We start from the raw sequence: 13,102 nt of genomic DNA, 5'->3' as shown, positions 1-13,102 counted from the left end.
TCCTCCGGGATGCTTTTTTAATATTCCATCTTTCTTAAACTGGGTGCTTTAAACCAGGTGCCTACTACTACCAGCAGGGTCATACATCCGCCAAAAACTACAGACGGCACTACCCCCAATAATTTGGCGGCAACACCACTTTCAAATTGTCCGAGCTCATTACTGCTGTTAATAAACATGGAGTTTACACTCATTACCCTTCCTCGCATCTGGTCGGGTGTTTTGAGTTGAAGAATGGTGCCTCTTACTACCACGCTGATGCCATCAAGTATGCCGCTTAACATCAGTACAAAAAACGATAGCCAGAACCACTCTGATAAGGCAAATATGATGATACAGACACCAAAACCACCTACGGCAAATAATAATTTTTTACCCTGCTGTTTTCGAAGCGGGAACAGTGTCAGTAAAATAACTACAAGAATGGCCCCAATGTCGGAAGCCGCATTGAGCCATCCAAAACCAATGGGTCCGGTTTTTAAAATATCTTTTGCAAATACAGGAATCATGGCAACAGCACCGCCAAAAAGAACGGCAAATAAATCGAGGCTGAGTGCTCCCAAAACTTCTTTTGTCTTAAAGACGAAACGCAGACCTTCTTTTACACTATCCATGGTTTTTTTCTCACCGGGTTCGTTCAGGGAAGGTTTGGGTTTTAGCTGGTACATAAATAAAAAACCAATAGCTACAAGACTGCAGATAATAATCAGGGAGCCTGTATTACCCAGTAAAGCAATCATAAAACCAACGGTGGCATGGCCTGTTACAGAAGCCGTAAGCCAGATGCCCTGGTTCCAGGTAGTGGCATTTTGTAATTGTTCTCTGGGTACAATAGAAGCCACCATCGTGCCAAATGTGGGCCCGGTAAAAGCACGGATGATACCAGTAAAAAAGATGATTACATAAATGCTGAAAGCAATCCAGTGATTACTTAATTGAGTGGAAGTATAGTTGCTGGATAAGAGTAGCAGAAAAATGGCACAGGTAAAATACAAACTCACACCACGTAATAAGAGTTTTCTTTTCTCACTGATATCAATTACATGCCCCGCATATAAGGAAAGGGAAACAGCAGGTATTACTTCCGATAAGCCAATTAACCCAATAGCAAACGGGTCATTGGTAAGTTCATAAATCCACCAGCCAACCAGTGTTCCCATCATACGCAAACCCATGATAAACAGAAAGCGTCCCATCATCAGGTTGCGGTATTCAGGAATACGCATGGCTGCGAAAGCGTCGTATGTAGTAGGCTGCTGGGTCATCTGTATTTTTTTTGAGTGCCTTATTTATTTCAGGGTAAACTGAAATAATGCTGTCCTCCGTCGTAATCTTTTTCCAATGCTTCCAATACAATATTTAAATGCTTTTCATTACCCAGAAAATCAGCATTACTGGCATCAATAAAAATGGTTTTGATATTGTGTTGTTTGATATAACTGGTATAGGTTTCCTGTATGTTGAATAAATATTCATCAGGAATAGCTTGTTCGTATTCTCTGTTTCTCCGCTTGATGTTCTGTTGCAATTTCTGAACAGGCGCATGCAGGTAAATAAGAATATCGGGAAACATGAGTTGCTGGTGAATAATATCAAATAATTTCTGATAAAGCCTGAATTCTTCCTCAGGCAGATTCACTTTGGCAAAGAGCAAACATTTGGTAAACAGGTAATCAGAAACGGTCACGTGCTGAAACATATCTTTGGTATGCAGCATATCTTTTAACTGTTTATATCGCTCAGCCATAAAAAACAGTTCAAGCGGAAAAGCATATTGCTGGGGGTTCTCATAAAACTTTGGCAGGAAAGGATTGTCTGCAAACTCTTCCAATATCAACCTGGAATTGAGTTTTTTCGATAGTAAATGCGCTAAAGTGGTTTTACCTGCTCCTATGTTTCCTTCTACGGTAATATATTGATACTTCATATTGATTCGATGCAATACCGTCAAAATTAACCGCAGTAACCAAGCAGTATGCTATTTTTTTTGCACATTTAATGTATCGGTGCAGCTATCAAGCAAAGCGGTAATGGTTTTACCCTCAATAGGGTGTATGAGTAGGGGTGCAATTTCTGCCAGCGGCAGTAAAGCAAACCGTCTTTCAGTAAGGGCCGGATGTGGTACGGAAAGTAATTCAGATTCAATAATCAGGTCATCGATCAGTAATATATCCAGATCAATAATACGAGGCCCCATTTTCTGTGTCCTGATACGCCCCATCTCCAGTTCTATTTCCAGTAATTTACGCATAAGCTGATCAGGGGAAAGTGCCGTTTTCAGTTCCAGGGCCTGGTTATAAAATGCGGGTTGATCTGTAAAACCCCAGGCTTCGGTTTCATAAATAGAAGAACTGCAAACGATTTCGCCACAATATTGTTGAATATATTGTTCGGCCTGTTGCAGGTGAAAAGCCCGGTTACCCATATTACCGCCTGTCAGCAAATACGCTGTATTCATAAATTGGAGATATTTGCGGCTTCAAATATCTTTAAATTCACGTAGCTGTGGAGATTATTCTCAGAAAGAAGAATGGTACCTTGTAAGAGGCCGTAAAAAAAGCATATGAAGACATTTTTTAAAATATTTTTCGCCTCATTACTGGCATTAATCGTGTTTACGGTAATCGGCCTGTTTATTTTGATCGGGTTTATATCAACAGCCACTACTTCAGAAGTGCCGGTTGTGGGTTCAAAAGCAGTGCTGGTACTTGACCTGTCTGTTAATTTCAAAGAACAGGCAGAAGAAGATCCTTTTGGTGGACTCATTTCTTCCGCAGAAGCCAATACACCATCCCTGTTCGATGTAGTAAGATTGATCGGAGAGGCAAAATCAGATTCGGCAGTGAAAGGAATTTATATATTAGCCAGCGATAATGCAAATGGGTTCTCATCAAGTGAAGAATTGCGGAAAGCGGTCCTTGATTTTAAAAAATCGGGAAAGTTTGTGATAGCCTATGGCGAAACCATGACCCAGAAAGCTTATTACGTGGCCAACGCAGCAGAACGTGTATATGTACATCCACAGGGCGGATTGGAGTGGTCTGGATTTTCATCGAATTTGTTTTTTCTGAAAGGAATGTTGGATAAGCTTGAGATTGAACCGCAGATATTTTATGCGGGTAAATTTAAAAGCGCAACAGAGCCATTGCGCGAAACAAAAATGACCGAAGCCAATCGGTTACAAACATCGGTATGGCTGGGCGATTTGTACAGTGCTTTTTTAAAAGCAACCAGTACGGCTCGTAAGATCGATACAGCGGTATTACACCAGTTGGCCAATGATGGAGATATTCAAACAGCAGTTGATGCAGAAAAATACCAGTTGGTAGATGGACTGAAATATGATGATGAAATAAAGGGAGAGATTTTACAGCGACTGAAAAAAGGTTCGCGATCAAGTATCAATTTTGTCACCATCAATGAATATGCTGCTGCAACTACATTGAGTGATTATTCGGGTAGTGGCAGAATCGCCATCATCTATGCACAGGGCGATATTGTAAGCCAGGAAGGCGATGAAGAACAGGTGAGTAGTGATGTATATAAAAATGTAATTCGCAAGGCCAGACTTGATAAAGATATCAAAGCAATAGTGCTTCGTGTAAATTCACCCGGTGGCAGCGCGCTTGCGAGTGATGTAATATGGAGAGAAATTTCATTGGCCCGGAAAGAAAAACCTGTAGTGGTAAGTATGGGCGATGTTGCTGCATCTGGTGGTTATTATATTGCCTGTAATGCAGATGCCGTATTCGCCAATGAAACAACTATCACCGGCTCTATCGGTGTATTCAGTATTGTTCCCAATTTCGAATCTTTCCTGAAAAATAAGCTGGGTATTACTACAGACCGGGTAAGAACGGCTCCTTATGCCGATATGGGGGCAGGTGACCGTGCATTAACAGCAACTGAAAAACGATTCTTTCAGGCGGCAACAGATTCAATTTATAATACTTTCAAAAGCCGGGTAGCGGAAGGCCGTAATAAGGGCATGGAATATGTAGACAGTATCGCGCAAGGCAGGGTATGGACAGGTAAACGGGCATTGGAAGCAGGGCTGGTAGATAAGATTGGAACATTGCAGGATGCAGTAAAACATGCGGCCAAACTCGCTAAAATTGAAGACGATTATCGTTTGCGCGAATATCCCGAGAAGAAAAATTTCCTCGAACAGATTATGGGCGATTATAAGCGTTCCATCAAAACCACGCTGATAAAAGATGAAATAGGGGTAGAGCAGTGGCAATTGATGCAGCAGTTCAAACAGGTAAAACAGATGGTAGGAGAACCACAGGCACGAATGCCTTATTTCTTAACGATACACTGAGAGAAATAAACGTTCATCAAAATAAAAACCACTTACTTCTTTTAAACGAATCTTACCATAATCTTTGTGGGTAGGATTCAGTAAGAAGTTTTGTTCCTGCTGAACTACGGCAGAAGGGCAGGCAACGGCGAGTGAATTTTTATCCTGCATAATTTCACTGCCCATCCACTGTGTATATTCAAAATCGTGGTGCCAGTTTTTCTTCAAATTTTTTGTCTCTATATGATATACAGCTGCATCTGCAGGCAAAGTGAGTTGCATCAGTTTAAATAGTTGCAGTTCCTCAAAACTTCCTGTGTTCACTAATATTTCGAGAAGGGCCAGTGAAATAGAACTGCTGGTGTACAATACAGGTGTACCAACCATGTTCCATCTCCCACCTTTCAGTTTGGCACCTGTACCGGATAAGTCGTCCGCAAATTTGTGGTGTGCAAAACGATACAAAATCATGCGTACACACCTTGTTGTATACGAACCAATTGGTTGAGTGTTTCCTGGATACCACGACCGGCAGACAAAGAATTAAAATTGAGCACATGCCCCATTACATGTTTATCTTTTTTTAGCCATTGGTAAAAAGCTTCAGGAGAAGAAAAAGTAACAAGACCAGTTTCAATGAGTTCCTGTAACTGAAGAATGCGGTCAGTATAAATGCCTTCAAACGACCCATTGTTTTTGGCATATCGCTGAAGCGTTCTTTCGGAGAGATGTAAAATACCTGCCCACTCGGCCTGCGTAAAAGGAACCAGGTCGGCAATTTTTTTAAACTTGCGATAGGTAAATTCTGCAACTGCAGGCAAATAGGAAGCAACAGGTTCTTCCGCAAGGGGAGGATGAGGTGCCGGTGGTATTTTTTTAGCTTTTGCCATTAAGTAACATTTGTCACCCAAATATACGACTTCTGTCTTTGAATAAAAAATTATTCCTTTTATCTTCCTGTAGAATAGGATAGCTTTGTTTTACAAGTAAAATCGTATGCCTGTACAATACAGCCAGTTACGCGCCATGCTGGCCATAACCAAAGGGAGCCTTAAAGCCGTTTTTCGCAGTCCATCGGCAGTTCTTTTCAGCATTGCATTCCCTTTGATTTTTATCCTTGTTTTTGGTTTTATTGGGGGAGGGAGCCGGGTATCGCTGAGTATTGCTTTTGCGGCCAATACAGATACGCTCAATCCTGTTTACCCTGCACTTAAAAAAATTGCAGGCATACGCATCGTCGACAAATCTGGACAGGCTTTAAAAGAAGACCTGGAAAAAGGCAGGGTAACTGCTATGATTAATATCCGGAAATCGGGGGTTGAAAATCCACCATACAGCATTGATATCTCCAGCTCGGAGGCGGTAAATCCGCAGAACCTGCAGGTCTTGCAATCCATACTGAATGCTGTTATAGCAGGAATCAACCAGCAGACATACAGTAATACGCCAACCATTGCAATGGTGAATAGCCGGATAGAAAAAATTCCGGGGCGTATTTACCGGACCATTGATTTTATTTTACCCGGACAATTGGGTTTTTCTTTATTAAGCGCTGGTGTATTTGGTGTGGCATTTTTGTTTTTTAATCTGCGCCAGCAACTCGTACTCAAACGGTTTTATGCTACACCTATACGCAGACCTTATATTGTTCTGGGCGAAGCACTGAGTCGTGTGATCTTTCAGATGATGACAGCTATCATCATCATCGGGGTAGGGCATTATGCTTTTAAGTTTACACTGGTTAATGGTGTTGAAACTTTTCTAACCATTATGTTGCTCAGTTTTATTGCGCTGATATTGTTTATGGGTTTTGGTTTTATTGTAAGCAGTCTGGCAAAAAACGAAAGCAGTATTCCTCCATTAGCCAATCTTATTACATTACCCCAGTTTTTGCTGGCAGGCACTTTTTTTTCTATTGATGCTTTCCCTTCCTGGTTACAGCCTTTGTGCAGAATATTGCCTCTTACGCATTTCAATAATGCCATGCGTAGTATTGCTTTTGAGGGAGCGGCTTTATCTGCCTGTGGAAAAGAACTGATGATATTGGGTGCATGGACCGTAGTTGTTTATGCAGTAGCGTTTAAAACCTTTAAATGGGAATAATATGAAGTTGCTGAAACTTGCAGCGATAAGTCTGGTCTGTCTTTTTGCACTGGCTACCGGTATTGGTGCTTTATTGCCACCAAAGGTATTGGTATCGAGAGCAGTGAATATAAAAGCCCCTGCCGGAAAAATAATGACCGAATTAAACAGTTTAGCACACTGGAAAAACTGGGTGGAAGGTATGAATGACGCCTCTGTACATATACGTTCAGCAAATGAGGCTTCGATAGGAAAGAGTGAAGTGCGTATTGTAAAACTAACTGATACCATGGTAGTGAGTGAATGGATCAGCCAGAGGAATAAAAAGCAGGTAAGCACCATACAACTCATTGGTGGGCAAAGTGAAAACCTGACCATTGTACAGTGGCAGTTTGAACAATCTGTAGGCTGGTTACCCTGGGAAAAGCTGGGAACGATGATGAATGATAAGATACTCGGACCCATGATGGAGAAGAATCTGGAGAAACTCCGCCAATACGTAGAGGCTCAAACAGGCAATTTGTAGAGTTATTTTGCCATTTTATCCCTATTATTTAAAAAATAACTGCGGTTATTTGCGTTTTTAAAAAAATAGTTGCAGTTTTATACCTGTATTACAACTAATGTTTGTTAGTTTAGGTGAACGTTAGATTCAGTTTTGACAACTTCTTATAGGGTATATGGGAGTTGTTGGTTGTTAAATGAAAAAAGCCATCCCGCCTAAGGTGGGATGGCTTTCTCATTTAAAAGCTATTGTTATTTCTTCATCAGATGATCAGTAATGCATCACCATAACTGAAGAAACGATACTTGTCTTTAATGGCTTTCTTATAAGCTTCCATGGCCAGGTCATAACCGGCAAAAGCACAGGTCATAATCAACAGACTTGTTTTTGGCAGGTGGAAATTGGTAACCAGGCTATCGGCCACATTAAAATTATAAGGTGGGTGAATAAAATGGTTGGTCCATCCTTCACTTGGCTTCAGTAATTTCTGGGCAGTAAAACTGCTTTCCATGGCACGCATGGTAGTAGTACCGATGGAACAGATGCGATGACCGCCTTCTTTGGCTTTGTTTACAATTTTACAGGCTTCTTCAGAAATGGCATAGTATTCTGCATCCATTTTATGTTTGCTCAGGTCTTCCACTTCAATAGGACGGAAAGTACCCAAACCTGTATGCAGTGTTACTTCTGCAAAACGAATACCCAGTATTTCGCAACGTTTAATAAGTTCCTTGCTGAAATGCAAACCGGCAGTAGGAGCTGCTACAGCACCTTCATGCTTGGCATAAACAGTCTGGTAACGTTCTTTGTCTTCCTCATCTGGTTTACGTTTAATGTATTTGGGAAGAGGTGTTTCGCCCAGAAATTCCAGCATTTTTTTGAAACTCTCATCATCATCATCCCATAAAAAACGAATGGTACGACCGCGGCTGGTGGTATTGTCAATTACTTCTGCTACCAGTTCCTCGTTGTCGCCAAAATAGAGTTTGTTTCCTACACGAATTTTTCTTGCGGGATCAACAATTACATCCCATAAACGATTGGGCTTGTTCAGCTCACGCAACAAAAACACTTCAATCTTGGCACCTGTTTTTTCTTTCCTTCCATACATACGGGCAGGAAACACTTTGGTGTTATTTACTACAAACACATCTTTGTCATCGTAATATTCGAGGATATCACGAAAATGTTTGTTTTCCATGTGACCGCTTTTACGGTCAACTACCATCAGTCGACTGTCTTCTCTTCTTTTGGTAGGGTTTTGTGCAATAAGGTTAAGGGGTAAATCGAACTTAAATTGAGATAATTTCATGTTACGGCATGATTTTTTATGAAGTCGGCAAAGGTACGGATTTTTTGCCGTTTTTGGTGCAATAAGCAAGAAACGACCTAGGTACTGGTGCTTATACCCGGAATAGCAGCTATCAGTTGCCGGGTATATTCTTTTTTGGGTTGATAATAAACAGTTTCTGCGGGCCCGCTTTCCTCAATCTTTCCGGCTTTCATTACCATAATCCGGTCGCTGATATATTTTACCACAGACAGGTCATGCGAAATAAAAATAGCAGTAAACGAAAAAGCCTGTTTCAGGTCGTTTAATAAATTCAACACCTGTGCCTGAACACTTACATCCAGTGCCGAAACGCTTTCATCGCATACAATAAACGAAGGCTTCAGCGCCAGTGCACGGGCAATTACGATCCTTTGTCTTTGTCCGCCACTGAATTCATGAGGGTATCGATGATAATGAGCAGCACCCAGTTGTACTTTTTCAAGTAAATCAATTACACAGTCTTTTTTCTCCTGCTGATTTTTTACCAGCCCATGCACCAGCAAAGGTTCCCCAATGGCTTCGCCAATGGTTATGCGTGGATTAAGCGAAGAATAGGGGTCCTGGAAAATCAACTGCATATCGCGGCGAAAGGGCATTCTTTGTCTGGTAGTAGCATGCGTAAGATCATGTCCTTTATAATGAATGGTGCCCGATGTTACTGGGTTAAGTCCGAGTATGGCTCTGCCAATGGTGGTTTTCCCGCAGCCCGATTCACCCACCAGCCCTAAAGTTTCACCTTCCTGAACTGTAAAACTTACCCTGTCAACCGCTTTCATGAATTCAACTGGTTTGCCGAGAAAATTTTTCCTCACCGGATACCATACACAGAGATCTTTTACTTCGAGCAGGGGTTGATTCATTGTTGATGAAACAGGTTTACTGACAGGCTGTTCGGGTGGAGCCCATTTTTTCTCTGCGAGATGTTCATCCATAAAATCACTCACTACGGGTAATCTTTTTCCTTTTGGATGCAATAAAGGTCTGCAGGCCAGTAATGCTTTTGTATATGGATGTGCCGGCTGTTGAAATATTTGTTGAACCTTTCCTTCTTCCAATAATTTACCACGGTATAAAACAGCTACACGGTCTGCTATTTCTGCTACCACACCCAGGTCATGTGTAATAAAAATAACAGCCATCTGGTGCGCTAACTGCAATTCTTTAATGAGTCGGAGTATGTTTTTCTGAACCGTAACATCCAATGCGGTGGTAGGTTCATCGCAAATGAGTAATGATGGATTACAACTCATGGCCATAGCAATCATCACCCTTTGTTTTTGTCCGCCGCTAAGCTGATGGGGGTACCTCAAACCAATTTTTTCAGGATGGGGTAATTGCACCTGTTTAAAAAGTGCCACTACTTTCTCCCTGACCGCTTTTTCATCCAGATCATAGTGCTGGCGAATGGCTTCTGCTACCTGGTCGCCACAGGTAAATACCGGATTCAGTGCCGTCATGGGCTCCTGAAAGATCATGGCAATCTTTTGTCCACGAATCTGTTGCAGCTCTTCTTCCGGCAGCCTAAGCAGGTCTGTTTCTTTGTTTTCGTCATAAAAAAGAAGCTGGCCAGATGGATAACTGACCCCGGAACCGGATAATAGCCGCAATATAGAAAGGGCTGTAACCGATTTCCCTGAACCCGATTCACCCACAATGGCCAATATTTCACTTTTATTTAAATCGAGATTCAAACTGTCAATAGCCCGCTGATTACCGGAGGAAGATGTAAAATCTACACAAAGATTGCGGATAGATAAAACGGGTGAAGGCATAGGCAGTCACAAGATAAGTTTGATTTATCGATTCTGCCGCTGGCCCACAAAATTCACCAATTGTTGTGCATAGATTATTTTAGCAGATACTGGCATTTATTGAAGGGCTTTCACCTAATTTTGCGCCAAACAGTTGTTAGTTTGGCTGGTGTGTATGGAAACTGTAAAAAACCGATCATGATTCGAAAAGCCTGGTGGAAGATATTATCCTTTCTGTTACTGATGTATGTCTGCTCGTATGGATTCCTGGTAGAAATACCAAAACTGGACGACAGGTTACAGGAATCGATCCGCAATTTCTTTTTTCATGTACCCATGTGGTTTGCCATGATGATTCTTCTTGGCGTATCAGTGGTATATGCCATTAAATACCTGAGGGGCAGTAAACCCATTCATGATCATTATTCAGTAGCTTTTGCTATTACGGGTACTATTTTTGGTTTTCTTGGTCTGGCTACCGGTGCCATCTGGGCCAATTACCAATGGGGGAGTCCATGGAGTGGAGATCCCAAACAAAATGGAGCCGCTATTGCAATGCTTATCTATCTCGCCTATTTTGTATTACGTGGTAGTATGAATGACGAAGAGAAGAAAGCAAGAATAGGTGCTGTGTACAATATTTTCGCTTTTTTCATGCTCTTCCCCACACTCTGGATATTACCCCGTTTAACAGAATCATTACACCCCGGCGGAGAAGGCAGTGAGGGAAACCCTGGATTGAATGGAAAAGATATGGACTCTAATATGCGGTCTGTATTTTATCCTGCAGTAATTGGCTGGACTTTATTAGGTGTGTGGATCAGCACACTGCGTATTCGTTACGAAATCATTAAAGAACAAAGATTAACCCATGAATAAATTACTGCAGAGAATAAGTTTTATACTGTTCGCATTATTTCTTACCACCTCAGCTTCGGCACAGGAAGTAGCAGCAGAAACAGATATCATGAGAAGTAACGGAAAGATTTATGTAGTCATGGCGGTGGTAATTACCATTGTTGCCGGACTCTTCATCTATGTAGCAAGCCTCGACCGTAAGATCAGTAAACTGGAGAAAAGCAAATAGTCAATAGACCATGGTCCATGGACTATGGTCTATCGACTATCTGCTATACAATAAACGTCAAAAACAAAAACGATTAGCTCATGTCAGAACACAAACCGTATAGCTTCTTTCAGAGTGTTGAGAGAAGTTTTGATAAAGCGGCCAAATTTACCAACTGGGAGAAGGGTTTGCTTGAACAGATCAAAGCCTGTAACAGTATATACAGCATGCGATTCCCGGTAAAAATGGATGATGGCCGTATAGAAGTAATTGAAGCATACCGTGTGCAGCATTCGCAGCATAAGTCGCCCTGTAAAGGAGGTATCCGTTTCAGTGAAGAAGTGAACCAGGATGAAGTGATGGCACTTGCTTCGCTCATGACCTACAAATGCGCTATTGTGAATGTGCCATTTGGTGGTGGTAAGGGCGGTATTAAAATCAATCCACGTAGCCATAGTACTTATGAACTGGAGAAAATTACGCGTCGTTACACGGCTGAACTCGTGAAGAAAAATTTTATAGGACCTGGTATCGATGTCCCTGCACCTGATTATGGAACCGGCGAACGTGAAATGGCATGGATTGTTGATACCTATGCTTCTTTAAAACCCGGAGAAATTGATGCTGCAGGTTGTGTAACAGGTAAACCAGTAACACAGGGTGGTGTACGTGGAAGAAAAGAAGCAACCGGACTGGGTGTTTTTTTCGGTATCCGTGAAGTATGTAATATGCCCGATGTAATGCAGAAACTGGGGCTTACAGTAGGCGTTGTAGGTAAAACGGTAGTAGTACAGGGATTAGGTAATGTGGGATATCATTCTGCTAAATTCTTCCGTGAAGCAGGTTCAAAAGTAGTAGCCATTGCAGAATATGAAGGCGCTATTTTTAATGCCGCTGGATTGAATGAAGAAGAAGTGTTTCAGCACAGAAAGAAAACAGGTTCTATCCTGAATTTCCCAGGTGCTACCAACCTTGCTAAAAGCACAGATGCCCTGGAGCTGGAATGTGATATCCTGATTCCTGCTGCACTTGAAAATGTTATTAATGGCGAGAACGCACCACGCGTAAAAGCAAAGATTATTGGGGAAGCTGCCAACGGACCTTTAACGCCAGAAGCAGATGAAATATTTTCAGCCAAAGGAATACTGGTAGTACCCGATATGTACCTGAATGCAGGTGGGGTAACCGTATCTTATTTTGAGTGGTTGAAAAACCTGAGCCATGTTCGCTATGGTCGTATGGAAAAACGCTTTACTGAAAATATGAACAACCATATTCTCGGACAGATTGAAGAACTCACCGGTAAAAAAGTAACCGATAGTGAGCGTACCTTTATTCTCCATGGACCGGAAGAAGTAGACCTCGTTCACAGTGGTCTCGAAGAAACCATGATTACTGCAACACGCGAGATCATGGAGATTTGGAAAAACAATCCTGATATTCCCGATATGCGAACTGCCGCTTATGTATGTGCCATCAATAAAGTAGGTACATCTTATGCCGAACTGGGTATTTTCCCATAATAGTCCGCGAGACCAAAGTCGGAAAGTCCGAAAGATGATAAAAGAAAAGGGAAGCATTGCTTCCCTTTTTTATGTATATCGTATATTAGTTGTCGTAATCCGGAATCGAATCGAGGTGAATAATTCCTTGTTCTTTTGTTGTCCAGCCTTTTGTTTCATTACCGTTAGTGATGATAATATGGCTTGCCTGCAATGCAGACTGGTATCTTAAAAGCTGATGAAATACAGCTTCTTCAACAGGAATATTCATCTCTTTACATTCTATCAATAACCAGGGCAGGTCATTTTTATACACCAGTATATCAAAACGCTTCTTCAATTCACCCACTATAATCTCTTTCTCTACGGCAATCAGTGAGGCGGGGTATTGCTTTACCTGAAGCAGGTACTGCAGGAAATTTTGACGTACCCATTCCTCCGGGGTAAGTCGCACCCATTTTTTACGCAGCGGATCAAAAATATGTTCCTTGCCATCTTTCATTTCTATTTTATAGGGGTAAGAAGGGTAGGTTATTTTGATCATAATGCTTGCAGGCGGA

Annotated in this window: 14 protein-coding genes; 6 read left to right on the top strand and 8 right to left on the bottom strand. The window is 41.7% G+C overall.

Going from position 1 to position 13,102, the window contains the following annotated elements:
- Positions 1–17: 17 nt before the first annotated feature.
- From KXJ59_RS15505 to folK, 3 genes are read right to left on the bottom strand one after another with little or no spacing between them, the layout of a single operon-like run.
- Positions 18–1,265, bottom strand: coding sequence for an MFS transporter (locus KXJ59_RS15505; protein WP_295206704.1), 1,248 nt, complete (start codon positions 1,263–1,265; stop codon positions 18–20).
- A gap of 29 nt (positions 1,266–1,294) precedes the next feature.
- Entirely contained in the window at positions 1,295–1,927 is a 633-nt protein-coding gene (locus tag KXJ59_RS15500) for a deoxynucleoside kinase (RefSeq protein ID WP_295206701.1), read from the bottom strand.
- Positions 1,928–1,978: 51 nt separating this feature from the next.
- Positions 1,979–2,458: a 2-amino-4-hydroxy-6-hydroxymethyldihydropteridine diphosphokinase gene (folK, locus tag KXJ59_RS15495; RefSeq protein ID WP_295206699.1), complete on the bottom strand. Its 480-nt coding sequence runs from the start codon at positions 2,456–2,458 to the stop codon at positions 1,979–1,981.
- A 105-nt stretch (positions 2,459–2,563) separates the two neighbouring features.
- Here folK and sppA point away from each other — a divergent pair, with 105 nt between their 5' ends.
- Positions 2,564–4,324: a signal peptide peptidase SppA gene (gene sppA / locus KXJ59_RS15490; protein WP_295206696.1), complete on the top strand. Its 1,761-nt coding sequence runs from the start codon at positions 2,564–2,566 to the stop codon at positions 4,322–4,324.
- On the opposite strand, the gene KXJ59_RS15485 is transcribed toward sppA, so the two are convergent.
- Entirely contained in the window at positions 4,310–4,774 is a 465-nt protein-coding gene (locus tag KXJ59_RS15485; RefSeq protein WP_295206693.1) for an RES family NAD+ phosphorylase, read from the bottom strand. The genes sppA and KXJ59_RS15485 overlap by 15 nt on opposite strands.
- Positions 4,771–5,193 (bottom strand): antitoxin Xre-like helix-turn-helix domain-containing protein, encoded by a 423-nt coding sequence (locus KXJ59_RS15480; RefSeq protein ID WP_295206690.1) that lies wholly within the window; start codon positions 5,191–5,193, stop codon positions 4,771–4,773. Before KXJ59_RS15480 ends, KXJ59_RS15485 begins: the two co-directional genes overlap by 4 nt.
- 106 nt (positions 5,194–5,299) lie before the next feature.
- On the opposite strand from KXJ59_RS15480, the gene KXJ59_RS15475 reads away from it, so the two are divergent.
- Complete coding sequence (locus KXJ59_RS15475) at positions 5,300–6,406, top strand: ABC transporter permease (RefSeq protein WP_295206688.1); 1,107 nt, start codon at positions 5,300–5,302, stop codon at positions 6,404–6,406.
- 1 nt (position 6,407) lies between these two features.
- Positions 6,408–6,911 (top strand): hypothetical protein, encoded by a 504-nt coding sequence (locus tag KXJ59_RS15470; RefSeq protein ID WP_295206685.1) that lies wholly within the window; start codon positions 6,408–6,410, stop codon positions 6,909–6,911.
- Positions 6,912–7,152: 241 nt separating this feature from the next.
- Here KXJ59_RS15470 and queA read toward each other — a convergent pair whose 3' ends face one another.
- Together queA and KXJ59_RS15460 are read right to left on the bottom strand one after the other, a co-directional pair.
- Positions 7,153–8,202: a tRNA preQ1(34) S-adenosylmethionine ribosyltransferase-isomerase QueA gene (gene queA / locus KXJ59_RS15465; RefSeq protein ID WP_133475510.1), complete on the bottom strand. Its 1,050-nt coding sequence runs from the start codon at positions 8,200–8,202 to the stop codon at positions 7,153–7,155.
- Positions 8,203–8,279: 77 nt separating this feature from the next.
- Entirely contained in the window at positions 8,280–9,995 is a 1,716-nt protein-coding gene (locus tag KXJ59_RS15460; protein WP_295206682.1) for an ABC transporter ATP-binding protein, read from the bottom strand.
- Between the two features lie 177 nt (positions 9,996–10,172).
- Here KXJ59_RS15460 and ccsA point away from each other — a divergent pair, with 177 nt between their 5' ends.
- The 3 genes from ccsA (at position 10,173) to KXJ59_RS15445 (ending at position 12,563) form a co-directional block, all read left to right on the top strand.
- On the top strand, positions 10,173–10,853 hold the full coding sequence (ccsA, locus tag KXJ59_RS15455; protein WP_295206679.1) for a cytochrome c biogenesis protein CcsA: 681 nt from the start codon (positions 10,173–10,175) through the stop codon (positions 10,851–10,853).
- Positions 10,846–11,061: a CcmD family protein gene (locus tag KXJ59_RS15450; protein ID WP_295206675.1), complete on the top strand. Its 216-nt coding sequence runs from the start codon at positions 10,846–10,848 to the stop codon at positions 11,059–11,061. Before ccsA ends, KXJ59_RS15450 begins: the two co-directional genes overlap by 8 nt.
- 80 nt (positions 11,062–11,141) lie before the next feature.
- The gene (locus KXJ59_RS15445) at positions 11,142–12,563 is read left to right on the top strand and encodes a Glu/Leu/Phe/Val dehydrogenase (protein ID WP_295206672.1); all 1,422 of its coding nucleotides are present in this window, start codon (positions 11,142–11,144) and stop codon (positions 12,561–12,563) included.
- A gap of 85 nt (positions 12,564–12,648) precedes the next feature.
- Here the strand turns inward: KXJ59_RS15445 and KXJ59_RS15440 are convergent, their stop codons facing one another.
- Positions 12,649–13,086, bottom strand: a complete 438-nt coding sequence (locus tag KXJ59_RS15440) for a type I restriction enzyme HsdR N-terminal domain-containing protein (RefSeq protein WP_295206669.1) — start codon at positions 13,084–13,086, stop codon at positions 12,649–12,651.
- Positions 13,087–13,102 lie beyond the last annotated feature (16 nt).

Origin of the sequence: Sediminibacterium sp., assembly GCF_019264485.1 — a bacterium.
Lineage (GTDB): Bacteria > Bacteroidota > Bacteroidia > Chitinophagales > Chitinophagaceae > Sediminibacterium.
This window is presented reverse-complemented; position numbering and strand designations above follow the sequence as displayed.

Excerpts from the sequence above, each read along its gene's own strand:
- KXJ59_RS15505 (WP_295206704.1), bottom strand. The coding sequence starts at position 1,265 with ATGACCCAGCAGCCTACTACATACGACGCTTTCGCAGCCATGCGTATT.
- KXJ59_RS15500 (WP_295206701.1), bottom strand. The coding sequence starts at position 1,927 with ATGAAGTATCAATATATTACCGTAGAAGGAAACATAGGAGCAGGTAAA.
- folK (WP_295206699.1), bottom strand. The coding sequence starts at position 2,458 with ATGAATACAGCGTATTTGCTGACAGGCGGTAATATGGGTAACCGGGCT.
- sppA (WP_295206696.1), top strand. The coding sequence starts at position 2,564 with ATGAAGACATTTTTTAAAATATTTTTCGCCTCATTACTGGCATTAATC.
- KXJ59_RS15485 (WP_295206693.1), bottom strand. The coding sequence starts at position 4,774 with ATGATTTTGTATCGTTTTGCACACCACAAATTTGCGGACGACTTATCC.
- KXJ59_RS15480 (WP_295206690.1), bottom strand. The coding sequence starts at position 5,193 with ATGGCAAAAGCTAAAAAAATACCACCGGCACCTCATCCTCCCCTTGCG.
- KXJ59_RS15475 (WP_295206688.1), top strand. The coding sequence starts at position 5,300 with ATGCCTGTACAATACAGCCAGTTACGCGCCATGCTGGCCATAACCAAA.
- KXJ59_RS15470 (WP_295206685.1), top strand. The coding sequence starts at position 6,408 with ATGAAGTTGCTGAAACTTGCAGCGATAAGTCTGGTCTGTCTTTTTGCA.
- queA (WP_133475510.1), bottom strand. The coding sequence starts at position 8,202 with ATGAAATTATCTCAATTTAAGTTCGATTTACCCCTTAACCTTATTGCA.
- KXJ59_RS15460 (WP_295206682.1), bottom strand. The coding sequence starts at position 9,995 with ATGCCTTCACCCGTTTTATCTATCCGCAATCTTTGTGTAGATTTTACA.
- ccsA (WP_295206679.1), top strand. The coding sequence starts at position 10,173 with ATGATTCGAAAAGCCTGGTGGAAGATATTATCCTTTCTGTTACTGATG.
- KXJ59_RS15450 (WP_295206675.1), top strand. The coding sequence starts at position 10,846 with ATGAATAAATTACTGCAGAGAATAAGTTTTATACTGTTCGCATTATTT.
- KXJ59_RS15445 (WP_295206672.1), top strand. The coding sequence starts at position 11,142 with ATGTCAGAACACAAACCGTATAGCTTCTTTCAGAGTGTTGAGAGAAGT.
- KXJ59_RS15440 (WP_295206669.1), bottom strand. The coding sequence starts at position 13,086 with ATGATCAAAATAACCTACCCTTCTTACCCCTATAAAATAGAAATGAAA.